Source organism: Colwellia sp. TT2012 (assembly GCF_001440345.1).
In the GTDB taxonomy this organism is placed as follows: domain Bacteria; phylum Pseudomonadota; class Gammaproteobacteria; order Enterobacterales; family Alteromonadaceae; genus Colwellia.
Map to the genome: position 1 here is coordinate 203,817 of NZ_LJYX01000017.1, position 24,103 is coordinate 227,919.

Consider the following 24,103-nt stretch of genomic DNA (forward strand, 5'->3'; position numbering starts at 1 on the left):
ATCACAATGACAGTAATTAATATCTGCAAATATTGATAAATACCCTCAAAAAATAAAACAAGCTAAGATACGGTTATCAACTTGAGTATGAGCCTTAGCACTGGTAGAATACGCCCCTTTAAATACTGTCAGTAATTTCTGAGGTCTCCCGTGAGCGAACAAAAACAGTCGTTAAGCTATAAAGATGCTGGTGTTGATATTGATGCTGGTAATGCCCTAGTCGAAAAAATCAAAGGTGCGGTAAAACGCACAAAACGCCCTGAAGTTATGGGTGGCCTAGGTGGTTTTGGTTCGGTATTCCAACTACCTACAGGTTATAAAGAACCTGTATTGGTTGCTGGTACCGACGGTGTCGGCACTAAATTACGTTTAGCTATCGATTTAGGTAGACACGATACGGTTGGTATCGATTTAGTGGCTATGTGTGTTAATGATCTTATCGTCCAAGGTGCTGAACCCTTATTTTTCCTTGACTATTACGCCACCGCCAAACTTGATATTGATGTTGCCGCCTCAGTTATAGAAGGTATTGCTGAAGGCTGTATACAGGCTGGCTGTTCTCTTGTTGGTGGCGAAACCGCTGAAATGCCAAGTATGTACCATAAAGGCGATTACGATATCGCTGGGTTTTGTGTAGGTATTGCTGAAAAATCTCGCTTAATTGACGGAACTCGTGTAGCCGCTGGCGATCAATTGATAGCGCTTGGTGCTTCAGGACCGCACTCAAATGGTTTCTCATTAATTCGTAAAGTATTAGAAGTAAACAACACGGATACCGATGAATTACTTGACGGTAAAAAAATCGCTGACCATTTACTTGAGCCAACTAAGATATACGTAAAATCTGTGCTTGAGTTAATTAAAAATGTCGAAGTACACGCACTTTCTCATATCACTGGTGGTGGTTTCTGGGAAAATATCCCACGGGTATTACCTGCAACAGCACAAGCCGTTATTAAAGGTGACAGCTGGCAATGGCCGAGTATCTTTAGTTGGTTACAAGAGAATGGTAACATTACAGAACATGAAATGTACCGCACGTTCAACTGTGGTGTTGGTATGATTATCGTTGTACCTGCTGATAAAGTAGCACAAAGCATCGAAGTGCTAACCGCGCATGGCGAAAATGCTTGGCATATTGGCGAAATAGCCGATAAAGCTGACGGTGAAGAGCAAGTTATTTTTAACTAAATAACCACGTTTCTAAGCTAACAAAATATATTATAAAGGGGCTATTTATTAGCCCCTTTAATTTATCTAAAAATTGAGGAAAAAACATGTCGAGTCGTATCGTTGTATTGATCTCTGGTGGTGGCACAAACTTACAAGCCATTATTGATGCTTGTACCGATGACAATTTTCCTGGAGAGGTTGTTGCGGTAGTATCAAATAAAGCCGATGCTTATGGCCTAACTCGTGCTCAAAATGCTGACATTGCCAACGTAGCTCTTTCACATAAAGAATTTGCTAGCCGTGAAGATTACGATCAAGCACTGATCAAAATAATTACTGGCTTTGATGCTGATTTAATCGTATTAGCAGGTTTTATGAGAATTCTTACGCCCAGCTTTGTGCAACATTTTCAAGGCAAACTGCTCAACATACACCCATCGCTATTACCCAAATACCAGGGATTAAATACGCATCAACGTGCTATTGATGCCGGTGATGATGTACACGGTGTTAGTGTGCACTTTGTTACTGAAGAACTCGATGGTGGCCCAGTCATTCTTCAGGCGAAAGTACCCGTTTTTCAAGGTGATAGCAGTGAAGATCTTGCGGCTCGTGTTCATCAGCAAGAACACCGTATCTACCCCTTAGTAGTAAAATGGTTTGCTGAACATAGACTTAACATGCAGGGTGACCATGCAATACTCGATGGTAATATACTGCCAGCCTCAGGTTATGCTAACGACTAATATTGATAGCTAACTCGCTTAACTGGGGTTAAATAGCACAAAAAATAGTTAGTGTTTTTTTATAAACACGCTACAGAAACTGTTAGTATCCTTAATTATACTATTGCTGCTGGACTCTTTGCTTATTATGCGAAAACGCTTTTCCTTACTGTTATTCATATTACCTTTCCTGGTTTCAGCCAATACGGCTGGTACTAATATTGATACGCAAAAGCAAGCAAGCGCTCAACCACAAAAAGAGTCTTTCGCAGCAGTCATCCCCGCTTACCGAGCAACTTATACCTTATTACATAAATCAGATCCCATAGGTACCGCAGTCAGACAGCTGAGTTACCTTGCGGATAATAAAATTAAATACCATTATGAAACGGATATAAGTTGGTTAATCTTTTCTGATAAACGCAGTGAAACCGCCATAGTTAAGATAGAAAACAATCAAGTGATACCGTTAAGTTATGATTATAAACGCGAAGGCACAGGTCGCGATAAACACTACCAATGGCAGTATGATCTAGCACAAAAAACGGCAACCGATATTAAAAATAATAAAGTGATCACTTTAGAGTTCACCGAGGGTCTGTTAGATAAACTTAGCTACCATCTGCAAAATCGCCTCGACTTAATTAACAACCCAGCACAAAAAAAGTTTGTTTACCCAGTGATCAGTACTCGCGGCTCGGTCAAAGATTATCAATATATCTATGATGGTGATGAGGAACTAATACTTCCCTTTGGCTTAGTCAAAACTATCCGTTTGAAGCGTGAAATTGTTGAAAAAAAACGTATCACCTACGTTTGGTTTGCCCCAGAGTTAAACTTTTTAATGGTTAAACTCTATCAAGTGAAAGACGGCGCGGAACAATTTGAAGCGCAATTATCAGCATTAGAGTAATAAACAAAAGCAAGTATTTAATAACTCTCCTTTAGACTGTTACTCTCCACTAAATGAGCATAGCTATGCTCATTTAACTTAGCTATTCACCTTAATTAATAGCTTACAATACATTTCATCTAACACCTTGCTACTAGCTGCCCAGCTAAAATATACCATCACCACTGCCAAAGACAACGTCCAGCGTTTTATTCTTCTTTGCTTTGTTTTGCTTAGCTTTTTTTCAGCAGATACACATATTTCAATGGCTATATTTCAAGATAAATATTTCAATAATGTATAAAAACTAACAAATAATGCTTGAATAACCAGCAAAAGCAATATACTGTACATGCATACAGTAATCATACCTATCACTATTTAGCACGAGGCAGAACTATGTACACCACCGAGACACTTAATAGCAATATCATAAACAAAACCATCAGTTCTCCCCTTGCACAGCAGACTTGGTTAAAACTAGCCAATGTTGCCAATCATCAAGAATTATCGTCTCACTATGCAGATATTTGTCAGCAATATACTCAAGAGAAAAAGTGGGTGTTGTTTATTAACCCTGAAGAAGCATCCTTAGAGCAATTAGCGCACACCCACGGCGTTGATATTTCCAAGGTGCTTTGTGTCAGTTTCAAGGGGAAAAACAAAGTAAATAACTTGCTTGATAAGCATTCTGCTCACTTAGATATTGAGCAAATAAAGCGTGTTTTATGCCGAGGTAACTGCTCAGCAGTTATCCTGTCTAATGCCTCTTTTAGAGACGATGAAATTGCCGCGCTCGATAGCTGTGCGCGTTTAGGGAAAACTCAGTGTGTGCTACTTAAAAACTTGCGTAAAAATGAGCTGACGATACATCATAGGCACAGCCACTAAGCTCAAACGAAGCAAAATCATTCTTGAGTGATAACGAATAGCCTTTATTTAGCTTAGCTAAAGAGAAAAGCCGTATTGTTAACAACAATACGGCTTTTTATCTACTAGATACGTTAACTTATGACTTACTGTCTAACCAATGATTTATATTTCGTGATAACACTGTCATAGGCACGGCGCCATTTAACAGCACAACATCATGAAATTCGGCTAAATCAAAAGCATCACCTAAACGTTTTTGTGCTTGCTCTCTTAAACTTAATATTTTTAACATCCCTAGTTTATAGCCAAGTGCTTGCCCAGGCCAAGCCATATAGCGTTCAATTTCTGCAATAACATCAGACTCAGCGGTACCTGTTTTCTTTGACATATAGCTAATGGCTTGCTCTCGAGTCCAGCGTTTATCATGTAAGCCGGTATCAACCACCAAACGTACTGCTCTAAATAATTCCGCTTGTAAGCGACCTAAATTACCAAAGGGATCGTTTTCATACATGCCTAATTCAAAAGCAACTTGCTCACTGTATAAAGCCCAGCCCTCCGCATAAGCATTGTAAGGGGCAATTCTACGTAAAAAAGGTAATTCTGTTTGATCTAAATTCAAGGATATTTGCCAATGATGGCCAGGATTTGCTTCATGATAAGTTAAGGTTTTCAAACCAAATTTAGGATTCGCTTTCATATCACGCAAATTAATCCAATAAATACCTGGTTTACTACCATCAACAGCAGGTGAAGTATATTGACCACCTGGCGCACCATCTTGTACCTCAACAGGAAAGGCTTTGACTTCTACTTGGTAACTAGGGGTGGTTTTAAATACCGGGGCCATTTTTTCGGTCATTTCAGTGATATAACCATTAATATCACTTAATAGCTCTTCACGTCCTGCTTTTGAATCTTCATATAAAAAGCGTGGCTCTTCATTTAACGCTACCATGCGCTCGCCAACAGAGCCTTGTTTATAACCTTGCTCTTGTAATATTTTATCCATAGCAACACTAATACGAGCGACTTCATCTAGGCCAACTTGATGTATTTCACTTGGCGTTAATTCACTATCACCTAATTGTTTTATCGCATCTTGGTAATACTCACTGCCTTTAGGCTGTGCCCATATACCCGACTCATCACGAGATTTAGCTAATAATTTTTCGCTGGCTTTTGCTACCGATTGGTAGGCGGGATAAACCACCTGGCTAACTTGCACAATAACTTGCTTTATTAACCCTTGCTTTTGCTCGTCGGTAAGGGCATCAATTTTTTCAATTTTATCGGTAAAGACACTAACAAAAGTATGCTGTTCGGCGGCAACACGGGTAAAGCCTTTAAGGTACTTAATTGCACCTTGTAAAGTGACTTTCGGCGGTAACCAGTTCTGTGCAGCATCAAAGGCTTGTTTTTCAATAATGCTACTGGCAAGACGGTCAAATGCCCCTAAACGCGTGATGTAGTCTAATGCTTCTTGCTCTGTGGTAATGGGCTGATCGTTTTGCATAATTCGTGGGATATCAATCAAAGGGCCATTAATTTGATTGACAATAAAGGGTGAAAGCCCCATCCAAGTGTCAATAAAGCCAACGCTAAAGTTTGGCTCCCCGGCAAAGTATCGCGTTAGCCCCGCCATCACTTGTTGATTATTTTTCGCCGTGATATCAGCCCCATCAAGCTTAACGCTGGCAATTTTATTCGATATCGATAATAACTCAGCTCGCAGTTTAGCTTCATTTTCAACACCATAAAGCTCCATCTTATCACTAATAGCTTGACCAACATCCTGTGCAGACAAACCATACATGGTCGCTGATAAAGCACGCTGTTTAAAAAGGCTTTGTTTAGCTTGCTGATAAAGCGCCGTTAAGGTTTGTTCTGCGCTATTAAGGGTGCTTTTTTCTGCCGGAGTTGTCGCTGGCGTTGATTGATTTACTGCTACAGTATCGCTTGGTTTATCACAGCCACTCAAGCCAAGTGTGGCTATAATAGCGCTTGCTAATAAGCTGTTTTTTAGGTTCTTATTCATAGCTTCCTCTAAGGATAATTAATACCATTTATTATTTTTCTCATTTTTGTTGTTTTTATTCTAATTACTTGGTTGTAATCATTTTGACTGAATATGAGTAACTCAGATTAGAGCAAATGTGCCTAAGATTGTAAACATTATACAATCTTTATTTTTCCCGAGTTTATTTTTAATTTTGTATAAAAAGCAACCTTACTTGATTATCCAAAATACTAGGCTGAGTGCTACGGCACAGCGCCTTTTTTACCTATGTCTCGACAAGAAATGGACATACTCGGCTGGGATAGCTGCGATATTATTATCGTCACCGGTGACGCTTATGTTGATCACCCAAGTTTTGGTATGGCTATTATCGGTCGTATGCTTGAAGCGCAAGGTTTTAGAGTTGATCTAATTGCCCAGCCGGACTGGCATTCAAAAGATGCCTTTATGGGACTAGGCAAGCCTAATTTATTTTTTGGTGTCACCTCCGATAATAGGGACTCCATGTTTAACCGATATACCTCTAAGCGAAAAATGCGTCATGATTTTTTCTGATCGCCGCTCAGATACTCACCTGATTAACATGCTGATAGGTATCGTCAGAGCGAATGTTTGCGTCGATTGATAATCGTCATGGCGCATAAAGAAGTGAGCACTTTCTTATACTGCTTGCTACTAGGTAAACCAGACAAAAAACCGACAGAGATAACTCTTGGTGTTTTCTGCAACTAAAGCATCAACAAGCTCATTAACTTCATCCGTTAATGACAACGCTTTTTCGTCGCTAGGATCAGCCTTGTCTTGGCTTTTAATACAGGTTTTAATACAGGTTTTAATACAGGTTTTTAACGCGTTTATTTTGAGGGCTATTTTAGCGGTTAGCCATGTAGCTTTATCTGAAGATAACTTTCGCCCGACCTCTTTAGCTACCTTGATAAAACGTACTTGACCATATATTCCAGCTAGCCTGAACGGCTTTGAGCTAATAGCAAAAAACACAAAGATGCTTAAATATAGAAACTTTATCAGTATTTTCATAATACTACCTCTTATATAATAGCAAATAGCAAACATCTTCCCTGAAAGTATTTTTATCTACCTCTTTAGTATATGTCAATATTTTAGCTTTGCTGAGATAGCTCTAAGGGTTGCATATTCCCTAAACTGGTTTATTTGAACATAGCTAATCTATAAATTATCGTATGCGACTTTTCAACACTAGTGTATAATCGCGCGCATAACTTGTCCGCTAACTACCTATTTTAGGTAACTATCGGTAAATTTACTGACATATTTGATTCAGTAAACCTCAACATTCGACGGAACACATATGCTATCAGCAAATAACATTACCCAACAATTTGGCGCTAAGCCATTATTTGAAAATATCTCACAAAAATTTGGTGACGGTAATCGTTACGGCTTAATTGGCGCCAATGGTTGTGGTAAATCTACCTTTATGAAAATTTTAGGGGGTGATTTAGAGCAAACCGGTGGCAATGTTACCCTTGATACGGGTGAGCGCTTAGGTAAATTACGTCAAGACCAATTCGCCTTTGAAAACTACAGCGTGATTGACACTGTTATTATGGGTCATACCGAACTTTGGGCCGTTAAAGAAGAACGTGACCGCATCTATGCTTTACCTGAAATGAGCGAAGCAGATGGTATGAAAGTTGGCGATTTAGAGTCTGAATATGCCGAAATGGATGGTTACAGCGCAGAAGCTCGTGCTGGTGAGTTGTTAATTGGTGTGGGTATCCCAGTAGAGCAACATTACGGTTTAATGAGTGAAATAGCGCCTGGTTTTAAGTTACGTATATTACTAGCGCAAGCACTGTTTTCAGATCCTGATATTTTATTATTAGATGAGCCAACCAACAACTTGGATATTCACACTATCCAATGGTTAGAAGAAACGTTAAATGAACGTAATTCAACCATGATCATCATTTCTCATGATAGACATTTTTTGAACAGTGTTTGTACCCATATGGCCGATTTAGATTACGGTGAGCTACGTGTTTTCCCGGGTAACTATGACGAATACATGTTGGCAGCAACACAAGCAAGAGCACGTTTATTATCAGATAACGCTAAGAAAAAAGCACAAATTGGTGAGCTGCAAGCCTTCGTGGCGCGTTTTTCTGCTAACGCTTCAAAAGCGAAACAAGCCACGTCTCGTGCTAAGCGCATTGATAAAATTCAGTTAGAAGAAGTAAAAGCATCAAGTCGAAGCAATCCGTTTATTCGCTTTGAGCAAGAAAAGAAATTATTCCGCAATGCGCTAGTGGTTGAGAAACTAAATAAGAGCTTTGATGGTAATCATATCCTTAAAGATCTTTCAGTATTAATTGAAGTAGGTGAACGCATCGCCATTATTGGTGAAAATGGTATTGGTAAAACTACCTTTTTACGCACCTTAATGAACGAAGTCGCTTATGAGCAAGATTCAGGTGAGTTTACTTGGTCTGAAAATGTCAATATTGGTTATTACGCGCAAGATCATGAATTTGAGTTTGAAAATGACATGACCTTATTTGACTGGATGAGCCAGTGGCGCCAACCGACCGATGACGAGCAAGCGATTCGTGGTTATTTAGGGCGTTTACTGTTCTCTGCTGATGATATTAAAAAATCAATTAAAGTGTTATCCGGTGGTGAAAAAGGTCGGATGTTATTTGGTAAGTTAATGATGCAACAGCCTAATATTTTACTGCTTGATGAACCAACCAACCACATGGACATGGAATCCATAGAATCATTAAATATGGCGTTAGAGCAATATGAGGGTACGCTTTTATTCGTTAGCCATGACCGAGAGTTTGTTTCAACTATCGCCACTCGTATTATTGAATTAACCAAAGACGGTTATATCGACTTTGCCGGTACTTATGATGAGTACTTAGCTAGCCAAGCATAACGTAGGCGTGACTGCAGTCGCGCTAAATATTGCTACCCCCTTATTTGCGCGGTTAAAACCGCGCCTACCGAAGAAGATATTTTTTATGCTTAGTTATCGTCACGCTTTTCATGCTGGCAATTTTGCCGATGTACTCAAACACAGTGTTTTATCGCTGGTACTTGAGTACATGACTCGTAAAGAAAAAGGCTTTTGTTATATAGATAGTCACTCTGGCGCGGGCATGTATCAATTGGCCGAAGAGTATGCGCAAAAAACGGGGGAGTATAAAGACGGTATTGCCAAGATAATTAACGATGACCATGCACCTGAAGCACTTGCACCTTATTTATCGCTAATCAACAGCCTTAACCTCAGCCCTGATGCAGGTAGTGAACCAAGTAGTGAACTTAAGGTTTATCCTGGCTCTCCTGGCATAGCTAAAGCCTTTGTTCGTCGCCAAGACAGCAGTCATTTATTTGAATTACACCCAACGGATATTAAACACTTAGAAGATTTTTGTCAGCGCTGGCGTAAAGTATTTGTTAAGCAGTCTGATGGTTATAAAGGTGTACTCGGCTTATTACCACCACCTAGTCGCCGTGGTGTAGTGTTAATTGATCCGCCTTATGAGCTTAAAGAAGATTATCAAAAAGCGGTCAAGACCATCATCAAAGCCTATGCTAAGTTTTCAACCGGTACTTACATTCTTTGGTATCCGGTGGTTAAGCGTGAGCTAGTTGAAGAAATGCAGCAAGCATTCACAGCAAGTGCGGTTAACAATGTGCTGCAAGTTGAATTTTGCATGACAGCGGATACTGACGAATATGGCATGACCGGCACTGGTTTGTTTATTGTTAACCCACCATGGCAATTAACGACCCAACTTGAAGAAATATTACCCTATATGAAAACTAAATTAGGTAGTAAAGAGACTAGCTATACCCTCAGTCAGTTAATATCTGAATAGGTGCTACATCCGTAAACCATACTGCCAGCACGAGTGTTTACTCGGTTTGAGTTCAGCTTTAAAAATGCCTGAATTCAAACCGGAAATTAAGTGTAACCTTGCAAAATGCCTTCATTAACAAATCTAATAATACCTTTAAAAATCAAAGACTATCATTAAGCTCGCTGAGCGTTTACTTGATGAGTTTTGGTCTGATGAAACTCAGGTGCTTTCAGTATAAAAAAATTATCGACATTTGTGCTCCATAAGGCGAGCGCCTTTTGACCATTTTCGGCACTAATTTGGCAGGATCATCAAGCCCCATACTACCGACTAATTCATAAATACTTGCCAAGGTATTGCAGTGAAATTTTTTCACTCGCTCACTTTTCGACTCAACATCAACGGCTTTTGCGCGAGCAGGGTCTTGAGTTGCCACCCAGTCGTTAGAGGTTGGTATTGCAATGCCTTGATTGAATACAGCCAATGGCCATCATCATAGTTCTGGCCGCGGCTGAGGGTGTATTATTGACAAGGTGGGCACCTTAGATAAATGGGAGGCCTGCCCATTTAATGGATCTCTATCTCGTTATAAGGACCTGTTCGAAAACTAATGTAGGACAGGTTTTCGTCCACTTCGCTCCACCAATGAGCTGTGTAACCTGGAATAATAATAACATCACCCGGTCCAATCTTACGACTTACTCCTCCCTCTATATATGTTCCCTTAATCGTTATATAGTTTGGCGAGGCAAGTACGCCATCAGGTATAGTACCACCCGTTACCAAGGTGCCATGTCCCTTTAATATATAATAAGTTTCGGTGGTGGAAATATGATGTAAATTAGCTTTACCTAGTACGTCTTTAGGACGGTAAACCCCATAAAGACCTACGCCATTCTCGTCGACGACTTCTACCACACGGATTTTTCTATCCGAAACAGTATCCTGTGGTAAAGCCTCTATAAATTCATCAATCTCAGTAGCGGTAAAATAGGTAGCAACAAGTAGCCCATCAGGTGGCAAAGTTCGGTCGGAAACATGCAGCGTTTCACAGCCAAACAAAAACATAGCCAACACGGGTATCAAGAATATTTTTCTTATCATAATGAGTCGTCCTATAAAATATCAACAATAATCGTTATATTTCGCCATTTAAAAACGCTTAAGCAAAAACGAAGAATCGAAATAAAAATCAAATACAATTAAGCTAAATAATTGAGGTGCTAACAAGGGTAAAAGTGCTAGCACCCCAATCATAAAATGGTTAATTAAACGCCTTCAACCATAATACGTGTATCAGGTAAGCTTGCAAGATGAGGTATTTCTAAATCAGGATAAGCGGCTCGCGACAATGCATTTAATGCAGCGGCAATAGCACCTTCCTGCCACCCAGTTAAGGATGACAGCTGGTCACCTACAACAAAAAAGTTTGGCTCACTACCGTCAATTCCTGTACCCTGCATCAACTGGTTAAAGTGTTTAACATTATCTTTGACACCATCACCCACTAGATGCCATTGTGCCCAGCCGCCTTTAATATAGGGCATATGCTGCCAAGCGATCGCAACACCGTTTTCCAGCCCTTGACCAAATTCATTGTTAAATAATTTCGCCCCATCACGGGCGGTAACAAGACGCTCATCGATAGGTAATTCACCCATATTATAAGCATTTTTGGAATAGTTATAACAGCCGGTCAAAATTCCCTTTTGATCATGATAATCGTTCGAGGGATACCATATTTGAACAATCTGATTGTCAGTTCTCGAAATGCCGCCAAAAATTGGGACAACACCTATTTCAGAGCTTTTGACATCATTACACTCTTCACCCGAATTTTCATCACGAGAAGGCGTTATTGCACTACCTTGCCATAACGATCGCTCGGCCTGCCAACCTACTTTGGTTGTGCACGATAAAAAACGATTGGGAAAACCGTCTTCGTCATTAGGGTTGTTTTGAGCATGGTATACGGCGGCTAAACCTTCTTTAAAGCTTTTACTAAAACCTTTTTCACTATCTGTATCTTGCAGCCGATCAGACAATATATTTTCCAAAAAGGGCATAGCGACATTACTAAAACAATAATCAGCCTTATACACTTTACATTTGTCCGTGCCCAGTATTGAAACATGAATTTCAAATTGTTGATCCTGTTCATTCCAGTCAATTTTCTGTACCGGACTATTTAAATGCACAGTCCCACCGAGTGCGGCAACTTGTTGCGCAAAAGCATGCTGAACTTGGTCCATTCCACCGACGGGCTGAAACAATGTTGGCTGCCATAAGAAATCTTGAGATTGATAAAAGTTCGTTTTCCAAAATTCCGAATCTAACAAGCTATTAAGATCTAGTTGCTCTGCGGTAATGCCACTAGCCACCCCTGGTAGTACTGAAAAACCCGCTCGATCAGATGTAAAAGGATTCGAATCGCTGCCGACAGGAGATACCCCCACATTATAGTTACCGTATGGACTAAGATCACCAAAACTGACCATAAGATCTTTTAACTTATCCGCAAGTGAAGAAATGTCATCTGCCGTAGATCCTGGATTTAGGCCACTAATTAAATCATTTGCATTTTTATACACCATTTCTGCAATATGACCGCGGGTATTATGATCGAGTCGGCGACCAACAACAGCTTGCCCACTAAATCCCTGACTTGTTTGAATTAAATTTGATCCACTATCCATCACATAGACTTCTACGTCTACACCAAACGTTTTCAAGTATTGTAATAGCCTTTTATGGCTGGAGGGAATGCGGCCTGGGCCAGCATTGAGATAAGGTTCGTTATCGCCAAGTGGGCGTTCAAAACGTACAACTTGGGTACTACCCGGTGTGGAATTAATTAGTTCACGATCTTTATCCTGAACTAGAGTATCTCCCGTACGCAATGTCAAACAGCGACCGCCTGTTCGATTTTGTGCTTCGAGTATCGTCACTTCCATGCCAGTTTCGTTGGCAAGTAACTCGTAGGCCGTCGTGAGTCCACCCACACCCGAACCGATAATAATGGCGGTTTTATTTTTGAAACAATCTTTCTGAAGCTTAAGAGTCCCAGGTGTCACTTTTTTCTGCTGGTTAACGGCGTAATTCAGTTCTGACCATGCTTTAGCTGATGGATTCTTCTTAAAAAAATCAGCTCTACTTTGATTATTAGACATATTGTGCTCCATTCATATTGTTTTTTTGCTACTTGATTTATTTTTAGATTTAACCTAATTAATGACTTTAACTGCGCTTGTTGACGAGGTTGCTTCGCGACAGAAAAATAAATCCTCATCATCAATAATAATGCCTCTACGCACTCACCAACGAGCGCGACTACTCGGAGGGTGTAACAATTCGCAAGAGAGGTAAATCACTTAAAAGGCTGTTCCCGTCCTTTGGGTGATCGTAGGCTCCTTGCAAACTGAATATATCAAATAGTTATTTAAAATAATATTACATCCTATTACACGGGAACTTTGCAATTCTTTTTTCTTCGTGATAGAAAAATAACATAGCACTAACTTATTGATAATAAATATAAAAGCAGTATTATTTATATTGAATATTGATACTTACGGTAAATTAAAATGTGCCGTGGTAGCGAAGAGTAGAATTAAGTACTAATAATGTTTTTAGAGTGGGCGTCTTAGTTATTTATTGGTTATTTTATTTTTAATTAGCCTTACAAATACTTAAAAACTCGGCCGGATTACCCATACATAATTTAAAACCAACAGGCTTACCACCACTTAAGCTGCGTAATCTTTCTATGAAAGCTAACAGGTCTTTTGGCGAGGTACATTCGGGGTTTACTGCTGGCGAGACACAATCATGATCTTTTGAAATATGTCTAATACGTGCTATTTCATCGGTTATTTTGGCTTTAGGCAGCACACCACCATGACCAGGTTTTGCCCCCTGGCTTAACTTTATTTCGATCATTTTAACTTGCGGTAGTTTAGCCGTTTTCTCAAAGCTAGCAGGATTAAAGCGCCCCTGCTCATCACGGCAACCAAACAGCCCAGTGCCCAGCTGCCAAACAATATCACCGCCATGTTTTAAGTGATAAGGACTCGCGGCGCCTCTCCGGTATTATGGTAACAACCGGCTTTTTTTGCGCCTAAATTAAGTGCTTCAATAGCATTGGCACTTAACGAGCCAAAGCTCATAGCTGAAATATTCAAATAAGATGCCGAATAAGGTTGCTTGCAACTATCACCACCTATGAGTATACGTTTAGCACTCTCTTTTATATGAGCAGGTGATAATGAATGCCATAAACTTAAGTAATTATCTTCGACCAGATCACGCTGGGTACCAAAGGCAATGGTATCACGGATATTTTTAGCGCGTTGATAGACCAAGGCACGTTGCTCTCGGTTAAAAGGCCGCTATTCCGTGTCATTAGCAATAAAGTATTGCTGTATTTCTACACGGTAAGATTCAAGAAAATAGCGTAAATATGCCACTACCGGGTAAATACGATTCAAACTATGGCGACTATAAAAAACATCGTATATGCCAATAATGCTATAGAGTAATGTTGACACTAACAAACAATACTACAAACACTTTGGCTGTGCATAAAGCAGTACCCGGCGGAAAAGTTACCTAGGCTGGCAATTAACCAGAGAGTTTTTTGCATTATGGTCATAAAACGTCCTTATTTAACATCTGTGTTGGTATTTAAAATACGCCATATATCATTAATAACTTAGCGCTATTGCAAGCTATCGAATACATGGATATATACTTAAAAAATCTCTTGTTACTATTGGTTTGATAAAGAAAGGGCAGCGGACTAAAAGGTGAGTTTTAGGGTAAATAAGTAAGCTAAACATCACTACTTTTATATCTATTAAACTAGTGCGGTCATGCAAAAGACAGCTGGGAAGCTAACAAAGTCATTAAAGCATCTCTTTGGTCTATCACGCTTTTGGGTACAAAGCGCCATAGGTTTTATGGCAACTTGGTGCGCTATGCTAAATGGTAAAATTAGAGTCAAACATCCGTAGTTGATTTAATAGCTGACATTGCCCGATCCCCAAATCACTTAAATCTTAATACTGTTTATCCTTTAGATTATCAAAAATATTAAGGTCCAATGTAGTGGCTTGGTTAATTGGACCTTTTAGCTAAAGACATTATCAATTAAAAAATACAAAACTGTGGTCAATATTACGGTGTTTTTCAAGATAGTTGGACACAACACCTTGAGTAATTACCCCTATAAAGTTTTTTGTACTATCTTTAGATGACGTAATCAAAATAAGGACTAATTATGTTAATTCAAGGAAGTGAAAAAAATCAATCCATTGTTATCTGTGACGATACAAGTATTTCAGCACCGAAAATCAGCAATGGCCATGTAAAGCTTGAAAACTTGGAGCCTTCTGATGTTGCCTCGCACGAAGAACTTATCCCTTATAAATGGTATTCGCCACTTACTGATTTACTCGAACACTTAGCGCATTAATAAACGGCTCCTTGCTGGATTGGTAAAGTCAATTCCATTGCCTGTGTCGTCATCCACCAAATAAGGTCAGAAAGGTACGCACCACGGACGTTAAGATTTATTTGATTAATATCACTCAAAGTAACACTGTTCTATCTAAGGGATATTAATCAATAAAAATCATCTAAAAATAATGGCTTATGAATAAAGATTTTATTCTTCAACGGATATGTATTTTCAGGGAAAGAAATAGAGCCTAATGCTGCATAACAGGTTATCAATATATTGAGAGATAAATTTAATATTCATTTACCGCAGAGGCGAGCACTGGACGAATCACTTACCTCGTCAGGCAGTGTGCATGAAATTGTTGATTCATCTCAGTTCAGATCCTAACTAATGCCGAGATTCAAGCTCCCCTTCCTTACATATTGAATATTTAACAAAGTATCGGAAGCCTAAAGCTATTTACTCGCTTCTTTTCACTGTACAATGATGTTTAACCTGATGGTTAATACTGATTTGCTGCTACGGTAAAGTGAGTGCCTTTCGACATTGTCACGATAAGCCTATAAGAGCTAAATTACGTAATTAAACCATCTTCAAATATTGCCGGAATTAGTTGAAACGTTATAGTCTCAAATAAAATCAATTACCGAACAAGTTATTATCTTCAAAAAAGTGCTTCAGAGCTTTAATGAAGAAATTTTTTTTAACTATATTGATAGTGGTAGTACGGGTAAAACAAAAATTTTATTCCATCGTTAGGCATAAAACCTGAGCGAGGTTCACTATTTTCATCGGCTGAGGTGAGTAAATGAATAAAAGATGGAGCCGATGATATTTCACCTGAGTGACTTGTTATTGCGCGAAATGTGGCTAGTATGAAAATAAAAAAGGTAAGCATCGTTAATCAGCAATACAATTTGCAGCTTAAGGTGACTTAATTAAATTCAAAATCTGATTTTGTAATGGTGATAGCAAATCAGAATTATATTTTTCACCAAAAATAAAGAGAACGTTATGAGTAAAGGTATAGTTAAGTGGTTTAATTCAGATAAAGGTTTCGGCTTCATTACTCCAGAAGACGGAAGTAAAGATTTGTTTGTTCATCATTCAGAAATTCAATCAGGCGGTGAATATGCAACATTGGCTGATGGTCAAGCCGTTGAGTACGAAGTAGGTCAAGGACAGAAAGGTCCATGTGCAAATAAAGTTGTTGCTGTTTAAACCGTAGCACAGAACAATTAAGTAAGCGGATGCGTTACACGCACTCACTTACTTAATTGTTATCGATAGAAAAACCAATCCAAATTAGCTTCACCACCTAACCCCTAATGTCTTCTAAGTGCTATTAATAAACATTTTGGTGTTATTCTTAAACAATAAATCTTCAAATCAAAACGCTATACATGTGCTAAAAATAAACTAGTTACTTTTCTTAAAGTCATTATTAGGGTGTTAGGCGAATCATGAATCCAAGTAAAGTTTTCCGTGACAAAATTAGGAAACTTACAGATCTTCCAAATATAGGTAAGGCAGGTGCCGCTGACCTTGAGTTACTTGGTATAGAGAAACCTGACGATCTCATGGGGCAGAATCCGTATGAAATGTATGAGAGACTCTGCATTATAACTGGCAACAGGCACGACCCCTGTGTCATTGATGTGTTTATTTCAGTTACATGCTTTATCAATGGTGACGAGCCAAAGCCTTGGTGGGCTTACACTGCTGAGCGTAAAAGTGTGCAAAACGCTCAGCAGCATAATATTTTAGCAAGCATTACTTAGCCCGTTATTTGGGCGTTAACTGAATATTGAAGGTTACAAATTGGGGAGGTTCTATGAGTGGCAACAAAAAACTGGTACGTCAAAACTTCAGAGACTCTGTCTTTAAGCGGGATAGAAATAAATGCGTGTTCTGTGGACAGACTGACAATTTAATCGTCCATCACATTACGGAAAGAAATCTAATGCCATTTGGTGGCTATATTAAGGAAAATGGTATTTCTCTCTGTCCTGATCATCACAAGATGGCTGAGAGCTATCATCACAGTAATGGAGAAGAATATCCTCAAGGCTTCCACCCTAATGAATTATACAGAAAAATAGGATCAAGTTTCGAAATAGCACAAAAAGCCTCAAAACGATTAGAGAGATACAGTTAACAAGACACCTCAGTCAGCCTTATGTCTGCCGCTGTGCTTGGCATTAGCGATTAAGTGCGGCGTCAAAATTAGCTAGCGTAACAACGTCACCGGCAATCAAGCTATCTATATGGATGTCGCCAATTCGGACTCTTACCAGTCTTAATGTGGCAAAGCCCACAGCCGCCGTCATTTTTCTTATCTGGCGATTTTTCCCTTCACAAAGAGTGATAGAGATCCAGCTAGTAGGGCCATGTCGCGAATCGCGAATTTTACGACCACGACTGGGCAGTTGAGGCTCACCGTCTAATTTGAACGCTTTACAAGGTAAGGTTAGATATTTAGTGCCATTGATAGCAATATCAACACCCTTTTGCAGCTGTGATATTACGGCTACCGTGATCACGCCATCAACTTGCACGTAGTACTCTTTTTCTATAGCTTTGTCTCTGACTTTGTAGCTCATCATACCGTCAGTTGTCAGTAACAATAAACCTTCGGAGTCGTGATCTAATCGGCCAATCGCCATCGTTTTCTCGGGAAAGTTAAATAGCTCACCGAGGAGATGTTTCTTCTTTCGTGATTCGGGTAAAAACTGACTTAAAAAACCATATGGCTTAAATATTTTGAAGTGCTGGTGCTGGTGCTGCTGATCGTGGCTTGGCTCAGCGAGCTCTGTTAAACTGGTTTGCTTAGTGGTTGGCATTAAACATAGCTTTGATGGTAAAGTCTGATTGGTATCACATTATACAGTTACTTTTGGCATAAAAAAGGCAACCGAAGTTGCCTTTTAGCTCTTTATTAGCGAAAAATGCTAATCCTGTTCTTTTTTGGACGAATTTTCAATTTGCTCAGGTGTTAACGCCTTCTTACGCTTAATAATTTTCATGGCGCCGGCATCTTCTATATCAAGGAAAGTTTTCTTAATGACTTTTCTCGGTTTCTTAGCAAGCGGTTTTTGCTCTATCGTGCTAGTCACTTTAGCTTTAACCACTTTTTCTTTTCTCGGTTTTAAGCCTTTAAATTTGACTTTAATACCAGCAACTTTAGTAAAGCTTATTTTTTTCTGCAAGAAAGCTTCAACGTTTTTAAAGCTTAACCAATCATTTGGCCCGACTAATGAAATCGCATCCCCTTTGCTTCCGGCACGACCCGTCCGACCAATACGATGGACAAATTCCTCCGCATGTTTTGGCATATCAAAGTTAATCACATGCGAAACATTGATTAAATCAAGGCCACGTGAAGCTAAATCTGTGGTAACCAATATCTTGTGTTTACCTTTAGCAAAACTGTCCATAATTTGATTACGTTGGCCTTGGTTTAAGTCACCACTTAATGCGACCGCATTAAGATCTTGCTTGGTTAACATGGTAGCTAAACGTTCAGTATCACTTCGTGTTGCCGTGAAGATAATGATTTGCTGCGAAATTTCTGTCGTTAAGAAATGCTGCAAAAGTACTTCTTTTTGACTGAGATTATCTGCTAAAAAGAAACGTTTGGTAATATCTTCATGTTCGGTATGAGCTGATGCTATGGCAATACGTTTCGGTTTTTTTAATAACTCTTTGGCAAAGTCATTCACTTGCGCATGGTCTAAAGTTGCTGAAAACAATAAGGTTTGGCGTTTACGGTGATCGGCAGCATTATTTATTTGCGTGAGCTGTTTACTAAAACCTAAATCCAACATGCGATCGGCTTCATCTAAAATAAGCAGCTCTAAGCCATTTAAATAGAAATGACCTTGCTTTAAATGATCCGCTAAACGACCCGGTGTTGCGACAATAAAATGCGGGTCTTTCTCTAACACTTTCACTTGGTCGTTAAAGTTTTCACCGCCTAAAATCAGCACTGCCTTAAATTGGGTATTGGCAGTAAACAAACGTAATTGACTAAAGACCTGCTTAGCTAATTCACGTGTTGGCGTTAAAATAACTACCCGTGGATCACGCTTAGATAAAGCACGGTTTTTAGTTAACCTTTGTATCGCTGGCAGGATAAAAGCTAAGGTTTTACCCGAGCCGGTTTTCGATGAAGCAATTAAATCATGCCCCGCCATCGCCGCAGGAATAGCCTGTTGCTGAATTTGTGTTGGCTCGCTAAAACCAAGATGATTAACGGTATCTATCAAACATCTGTCTAAACCAAAATCACTAAATTGCACTAGGCACTCTCCTACGTTTATTTAACGTGATTAAAATTGTCATTAACTCGCAGCAATTCTTGCTTCAACTAACACTAAGGCTTGGTCAATTCTTTCTAACACTTTACTTTGCTCTAACAAGGCTAAAGTAATATCAAGTGATGGTGAGTTACCGCCGCCTGTGGCCGCAACACGAAGTGGCATACCGACTTTACCCATACCAAGTTCTAATTCAACCGCAGTATCGTTAATTGCGGCGTGAATAGGCTCTGGTGACCAATCAGTTAATGCCGCTAGTTTTTCTTTTACTAATAACATTGGCTCTTTAACTACTGGACGTAAATGTTTTTTAACCGCTTTTGCATCAAGCTCGGTAAAGTCTTCATAGAAATAACGTGAAATTTCAGCCATTTCTTTCAGAGTTTTCACTCTGTCTGCTTGAATTTTAACAATATCAGCTAAAGCTGGCCCCTTAGTGGTGTCAATGCCTTGCTCTTTCATGTGCCACGCTAAGTGCTCAGCAACATAAGCAGGGTCTAAGGTTTTCATGTAGTGCTGGTTTACCCAGATAAGTTTATCGGTATTAAAACCAGACGGTGCACGATTACAATCTTTTAAATCAAATAACTCAATCATCTCTTCACGAGAGAATATTTCTTTATCGCCGTGTGACCAACCTAAACGCACTAAATAGTTTAGCAGCGCTTCAGGTAAGTAACCATCATCGCGATATTGCATCACACTAACAGCGCCATGGCGTTTAGATAAGCGCTTACCATCTTCACCTAAAATCATTGGCAGGTGGGCATATTCAGGTACAGTGGCACCTAAAGCACGAAAAATATTAATTTGTCTCGGGGTATTACTAATATGATCATCACCACGGACAACATGAGAAACCTTCATATCCCAGTCATCAACAACCACAGTTAAGTTGTATGTTGGTGTACCATCAGAGCGCGCAATGATTAAATCATCTAACTGCTCATTACTAATGGTAATGTCACCCTTAACTATGTCTTTAATTACCACGACGCCTTCAAGCGGATTTTTAAAACGAATAACAAAAGGTTTATCTGTTGGGTGGTCAGTACGGTCACGCCATAAGCCATTATATTTTTCAATACCGCCTTTCGCTTTAGCTTCCTCACGCATCACATCAACTTCTTCCGCTGTGCTGTAACAGCGATACGCATTACCCGAGGCAAGTAGTTGTTCGATGACTTCTTTATAACGATCAAAACGTTCTGTTTGAAAATAGGGACCATGAGTCCACTTAAGATTTAACCAGTTCATACCATCCATAATGGCATCAACAGAAGCTTGGCTTGAACGCTCTAAATCGGTATCTTCGATACGAAGTATAAAATCACCACCATTTTTTTTGGCATATAACCAGCTATATAAGGCAGTACGAGCACCACCAACATGTAAATAACCTGTTGGGCTTGGGGCAAAACGTGTTGTTAAAGTCATAAAAGTCTCAATATAAAGTAACTAAAGCCGTACTTTGATTGTCGAAAGAACACGGCATCAGTAAAGTAAGTCTAAAAAATTGACGGCATTTTACCACTGAGGGTAAGTTAATTCATCACTTTGATGTAATTAAATAGCTTATCTTTGAAAACAATGACAGTACTTAAAATACACTGGTAAATTTCTATTTATTAGCCGATATCTGCGGCTGATAAAAATTAGCAGATAGAGAGTATTTAATAAAATAGTGGACTTGAAGCAGTGAATCTGCACAGCTTGTAAAAATAGATAATATAAAGAAAGGTATTAAGAGTGCTGGATGTTTCTTGATAAGAGCAGGCTTGAAGCTTTTCGAATCATAAACATTGCTATTGTTATTTACTTTCATAATTAAATAACAATAAAGTGGTGGACGATACTGGGCTTGAACCAGTGACCCCCGCCTTGTAAGGGCGGTGCTCTCCCAACTGAGCTAATCGTCCATTTTGAGTTTTAATTCTTTATGGAAAAAGAATGTCTATCTTTACTAGGGTAATTTTCTTGGCAAGAAAATTGGTGGACGATACTGGGCTTGAACCAGTGACCCCCGCCTTGTAAGGGCGGTGCTCTCCCAACTGAGCTAATCGTCCATTTTGAGTTTTAATTCTTTATGGAAAAAGAATGTATCTTTACTATGGTAATTTTCTTAGTAAGAAAATTGGTGGACGATACTGGGCTTGAACCAGTGACCCCCGCCTTGTAAGGGCGGTGCTCTCCCAACTGAGCTAATCGTCCATTTTGAGTTTTAATTCTTTATGGAAAAGAATGTATATCTTTTTCTATGGTAATTTTCTTAGCAAGAAAATTGGTGGACGATACTGGGCTTGAACCAGTGACCCCCGCCTTGTAAGGGCGGTGCTCTCCCAACTGAGCTAATCGTCCATTTTGAGTTTTAATTCTTTAATGGAAAGAATAAAAGTATACTTAAAAATAAAATGGTGGACGATACTGGGCTTGAACCAGTGACCCCCGCCTTGTAAGGGCGGTGCTCTCCCAACTGAGCTAATCGTCCATTTTACTTTTAACACTGCAACGTTTTAGGTTAGACCGTCTGCGTTTCAGTGGGCGTATTATAGGGAGATAGAAAAAGCTGTCAACACAAAAGCGGTAAATTTATTGATTTATTTCAAAAAATCATAGTTTTGATTTTTTTTCAGCCATAACGCTGCTTTAGTATGCATAAAACATTAATTTTAGTCGCTTTAATTTGAAAGTCTAAAATGGCTGACCGACCATCAGCCAAGTACTTGTGCCTTCATTTGAACGGGTAAAGTCTAGTCGCACGACAATACCAGCGGTAAGCGCCCGCAATGAAACACCGACATCAGCTTTCCAATCAGAAAATAAAGTATCGCGATGAAAGGTTGGTGATACCCTGCCCCCTTCGACATATAATACGGCTTGCAACCAATCAAGGTTTAGAAACTTTAACCAGCGGACATCGGCAATAGGGTTATAATCTAAGGTCATTCTGTATTCCGCCGTTGCATAAATAACCGCTTTATCATGAAAGCGATTTTGCCTATAACCGCGTAGCCGATACATGCCACCTAATGTTGCCCCTTCAAGAAAAGGTGCATTATTGCTGACTAGGCTATTTCCTGCATCATCTAGGGTATCTTGCCAGCTTGGCGAGTAACCAAGCCAAGCATTAACAGCAATAATATTTTGTTTCGCAAATGAAGTAGCCCCTAAAGAAAAATACTTACTGGCTTCTATTTCAATAAAGCTCCACCGCTCTTTCGACTCTAACCACTGAGGGTTATAACTAAAGGCGATATATTGTGAACTACCTTGGCTTGGGTTAACCGGAAAGTCGGTATTATCATAAAGCAGGCCTAACTCGAGCCCATGAACAGCACCAGCAAGTTCACCTTCTTCACTTCTATATTGCTGGTAACGATTGAACTGCCGAGCAATTAAAATACTGGTACCTGTCTTAAACGGGTTCCAGTCAGCTTGTTGCACATCATCAATTAATAACCCGCCCTGTAGCTGGTAGCTGGCCATACTTTGCTTTTGTGCACTGCCCCAGGGCAAAACATACTCTAATTTCACCTCCCACCAATTACTCGAACCGCTTGCTTGGATAAAATCATCAAAGCTTGAATCATTAGACCCTGCTCGAGGCGTTGCGCTAACGTCTCCCGGCAAGGGGGAATAGGCACGTAATAATGGAAACTCGCCCATCATAGCAATCGCACTAAAAAAAAAGCGCTCACTATCTAAAATACGATAGTTCCACAAGCTTAATCCAAAACCTTTAGTATCCCCGCCACCATAAACTGTGCCTCCTATCGTCATTTGTTTTTGATACAAGCCGGTTGCCATTGCGCCAACACCGATAACTGTGCCCAAATCATCGGTACTAAAAGCATAGGGCAGCACTAAACTTTCCCGTGGTTTAGTGTTTTCTTGCCTTGCTACCGAATACTTGACCTGACTGGGCGGCTTAGCTTGCACATTAGCGATAGCCGTAATCTGCAATGCACTAACTAACGATACTGTAGCGATATTGGCAAAATATCGAGGAACTTTGAAACTCATAAAATATGGCTATCCAATTAACCTAGTTATTTTTTGGCAGATGAGCTTCATCATACTTAGTGCGTAATGCTTTAGCCCATTTTCTGATCATACGCTTGGCGTCGGCACGGTTAGATACGCGAGTAGCCCATTGATAATAACCGTTATCGCCCGCAACAGAAACATTAACGATACGCGCTAGTATCTCACCGCTTACACCATCATACAGCTCTAAAAACAAGGTAGCTTGCCCTGCCTCACTGGCATAAGATTTAACATTGGCCGATGAGCTAAGATCCGGCGCAGCAACATCTAAATTAACAATGGCGGGTCTAATAACTAAGGTATTTGAGCTTACTTTATCAACAATTGGAAACTTAGCATCTTTACTAAACTCTTCTTTAAAGACTTCATCAAACAATTTAGCGACATCGGCTTTAATACGCATGACATCTTTATCACGTACCCGCGTCGATAATGAACTACTTGATCGGTTAAAATCACGCTGCCAATTTTTCTTAAAAGCAACGACACTAGGCAATATTTGTACTTTGTCGTACTCTGAGAAATCTACGCCTGCTTTTTTATAAGCAATCGTTGAACGAGTCGATTTTTTTAACTCCATGCCCTCTGGTGATAACTGTGGTGCATTGGCTAGATTAGTTGTAGTACAAGCCATAACCAGTGATGTCGCTAAAGCGATAATACTTAGTTTAAGACCCTGTTGTTTTTTCATATTCATTCCTTTTGATTATCATGGCTAAGTTAAAATTAATTACTCGTT

The 24,103-nt window shown here is 39.6% G+C and carries 19 protein-coding genes, 5 tRNA genes and 3 pseudogenes; 11 read left to right on the forward strand and 16 right to left on the reverse strand.

Going from position 1 to position 24,103, the window contains the following annotated elements:
- Positions 1-150: 150 nt before the first annotated feature.
- The 4 genes from purM to ASU03_RS10575 all read left to right on the forward strand — a co-directional run bounded on the left by purM (position 151) and on the right by ASU03_RS10575 (position 3,681).
- Positions 151-1,191 carry a phosphoribosylformylglycinamidine cyclo-ligase gene (purM, locus tag ASU03_RS10560; protein WP_057831792.1) on the forward strand — a complete coding sequence of 347 codons (1,041 nt, stop codon included), beginning with the start codon at positions 151-153 and terminating at the stop codon, positions 1,189-1,191.
- Between the two features lie 86 nt (positions 1,192-1,277).
- The gene (purN, locus tag ASU03_RS10565; RefSeq protein ID WP_057831793.1) at positions 1,278-1,919 is read left to right on the forward strand and encodes a phosphoribosylglycinamide formyltransferase; all 642 of its coding nucleotides are present in this window, start codon (positions 1,278-1,280) and stop codon (positions 1,917-1,919) included.
- 127 nt (positions 1,920-2,046) lie between these two features.
- Positions 2,047-2,811 (forward strand): DUF3108 domain-containing protein, encoded by a 765-nt coding sequence (locus ASU03_RS10570; protein ID WP_057831794.1) that lies wholly within the window; start codon positions 2,047-2,049, stop codon positions 2,809-2,811.
- A 378-nt stretch (positions 2,812-3,189) separates the two neighbouring features.
- The gene (locus tag ASU03_RS10575; RefSeq protein WP_057831795.1) at positions 3,190-3,681 is read left to right on the forward strand and encodes a hypothetical protein; all 492 of its coding nucleotides are present in this window, start codon (positions 3,190-3,192) and stop codon (positions 3,679-3,681) included.
- 118 nt (positions 3,682-3,799) lie between these two features.
- Here the strand turns inward: ASU03_RS10575 and ASU03_RS10580 are convergent, their stop codons facing one another.
- Positions 3,800-5,701: a DUF885 domain-containing protein gene (locus tag ASU03_RS10580; RefSeq protein WP_057831796.1), complete on the reverse strand. Its 1,902-nt coding sequence runs from the start codon at positions 5,699-5,701 to the stop codon at positions 3,800-3,802.
- Positions 5,702-5,950: 249 nt separating this feature from the next.
- On the opposite strand from ASU03_RS10580, the pseudogene ASU03_RS10585 reads away from it, so the two are divergent.
- Positions 5,951-6,229: pseudogene (locus tag ASU03_RS10585) on the forward strand (YgiQ family radical SAM protein); the annotation flags it as partial.
- 129 nt (positions 6,230-6,358) lie between these two features.
- Here the strand turns inward: ASU03_RS10585 and ASU03_RS10590 are convergent.
- Complete coding sequence (locus ASU03_RS10590) at positions 6,359-6,721, reverse strand: hypothetical protein (RefSeq protein ID WP_057831797.1); 363 nt, start codon at positions 6,719-6,721, stop codon at positions 6,359-6,361.
- A 292-nt stretch (positions 6,722-7,013) separates the two neighbouring features.
- On the opposite strand from ASU03_RS10590, the gene ASU03_RS10595 reads away from it, so the two are divergent.
- On the forward strand, positions 7,014-8,606 hold the full coding sequence (locus ASU03_RS10595; protein WP_057831798.1) for an ABC-F family ATPase: 1,593 nt from the start codon (positions 7,014-7,016) through the stop codon (positions 8,604-8,606).
- A gap of 85 nt (positions 8,607-8,691) precedes the next feature.
- Positions 8,692-9,555 (forward strand): 23S rRNA (adenine(2030)-N(6))-methyltransferase RlmJ, encoded by an 864-nt coding sequence (locus tag ASU03_RS10600; protein WP_057832243.1) that lies wholly within the window; start codon positions 8,692-8,694, stop codon positions 9,553-9,555.
- Between the two features lie 226 nt (positions 9,556-9,781).
- Here the strand turns inward: ASU03_RS10600 and ASU03_RS10605 are convergent.
- The 4 genes and pseudogenes from ASU03_RS10605 to ASU03_RS10620 form a co-directional block, all read right to left on the reverse strand.
- Positions 9,782-10,079: pseudogene (locus ASU03_RS10605) on the reverse strand (glutamate synthase-related protein); the annotation flags it as partial.
- Positions 10,080-10,104: 25 nt separating this feature from the next.
- Entirely contained in the window at positions 10,105-10,641 is a 537-nt protein-coding gene (locus ASU03_RS10610) for a cupin domain-containing protein (protein WP_057831800.1), read from the reverse strand.
- A 164-nt stretch (positions 10,642-10,805) separates the two neighbouring features.
- Positions 10,806-12,707 carry a flavin monoamine oxidase family protein gene (locus ASU03_RS10615; protein ID WP_057831801.1) on the reverse strand — a complete coding sequence of 634 codons (1,902 nt, stop codon included), beginning with the start codon at positions 12,705-12,707 and terminating at the stop codon, positions 10,806-10,808.
- 505 nt (positions 12,708-13,212) lie between these two features.
- Positions 13,213-14,188 (reverse strand): annotated as a pseudogene (locus tag ASU03_RS10620) (glutamate synthase-related protein); the annotation flags it as partial.
- Positions 14,189-14,815: 627 nt separating this feature from the next.
- On the opposite strand from ASU03_RS10620, the gene ASU03_RS10625 reads away from it, so the two are divergent.
- The 4 genes from ASU03_RS10625 to ASU03_RS10640 all read left to right on the forward strand — a co-directional run bounded on the left by ASU03_RS10625 (position 14,816) and on the right by ASU03_RS10640 (position 17,156).
- Positions 14,816-15,010 (forward strand): hypothetical protein, encoded by a 195-nt coding sequence (locus ASU03_RS10625; RefSeq protein ID WP_057831802.1) that lies wholly within the window; start codon positions 14,816-14,818, stop codon positions 15,008-15,010.
- Positions 15,011-16,012: 1,002 nt separating this feature from the next.
- On the forward strand, positions 16,013-16,219 hold the full coding sequence (locus ASU03_RS10630; RefSeq protein ID WP_057180547.1) for a cold-shock protein: 207 nt from the start codon (positions 16,013-16,015) through the stop codon (positions 16,217-16,219).
- Positions 16,220-16,461: 242 nt separating this feature from the next.
- Positions 16,462-16,779: a helix-hairpin-helix domain-containing protein gene (locus ASU03_RS10635; protein WP_057831803.1), complete on the forward strand. Its 318-nt coding sequence runs from the start codon at positions 16,462-16,464 to the stop codon at positions 16,777-16,779.
- Positions 16,780-16,832: 53 nt separating this feature from the next.
- On the forward strand, positions 16,833-17,156 hold the full coding sequence (locus tag ASU03_RS10640; protein ID WP_057831804.1) for an HNH endonuclease: 324 nt from the start codon (positions 16,833-16,835) through the stop codon (positions 17,154-17,156).
- Between the two features lie 43 nt (positions 17,157-17,199).
- On the opposite strand, the gene ASU03_RS10645 is transcribed toward ASU03_RS10640, so the two are convergent.
- The 10 genes from ASU03_RS10645 to ASU03_RS10690 form a co-directional block, all read right to left on the reverse strand.
- On the reverse strand, positions 17,200-17,841 hold the full coding sequence (locus tag ASU03_RS10645; RefSeq protein ID WP_057831805.1) for a pseudouridine synthase: 642 nt from the start codon (positions 17,839-17,841) through the stop codon (positions 17,200-17,202).
- Positions 17,842-17,949: 108 nt separating this feature from the next.
- Positions 17,950-19,299, reverse strand: a complete 1,350-nt coding sequence (locus ASU03_RS10650) for a DEAD/DEAH box helicase (protein ID WP_057831806.1) — start codon at positions 19,297-19,299, stop codon at positions 17,950-17,952.
- A 42-nt stretch (positions 19,300-19,341) separates the two neighbouring features.
- Positions 19,342-20,754, reverse strand: coding sequence for a glutamate--tRNA ligase (gltX, locus tag ASU03_RS10655; protein WP_057831807.1), 1,413 nt, complete (start codon positions 20,752-20,754; stop codon positions 19,342-19,344).
- 406 nt (positions 20,755-21,160) lie between these two features.
- Positions 21,161-21,236 (reverse strand) — tRNA-Val (locus ASU03_RS10660).
- 71 nt (positions 21,237-21,307) lie between these two features.
- Positions 21,308-21,383 (reverse strand) — tRNA-Val (locus tag ASU03_RS10665).
- 69 nt (positions 21,384-21,452) lie between these two features.
- Positions 21,453-21,528: transfer RNA gene (locus tag ASU03_RS10670), tRNA-Val, on the reverse strand.
- 71 nt (positions 21,529-21,599) lie between these two features.
- A tRNA-Val gene (locus ASU03_RS10675) sits at positions 21,600-21,675 on the reverse strand.
- A gap of 54 nt (positions 21,676-21,729) precedes the next feature.
- Positions 21,730-21,805: transfer RNA gene (locus tag ASU03_RS10680), tRNA-Val, on the reverse strand.
- A 203-nt stretch (positions 21,806-22,008) separates the two neighbouring features.
- Positions 22,009-23,340 carry a BamA/TamA family outer membrane protein gene (locus ASU03_RS10685; protein WP_082627247.1) on the reverse strand — a complete coding sequence of 444 codons (1,332 nt, stop codon included), beginning with the start codon at positions 23,338-23,340 and terminating at the stop codon, positions 22,009-22,011.
- A 22-nt stretch (positions 23,341-23,362) separates the two neighbouring features.
- On the reverse strand, positions 23,363-24,055 hold the full coding sequence (locus ASU03_RS10690) for a DUF3313 family protein (RefSeq protein WP_057831808.1): 693 nt from the start codon (positions 24,053-24,055) through the stop codon (positions 23,363-23,365).
- Positions 24,056-24,103 lie beyond the last annotated feature (48 nt).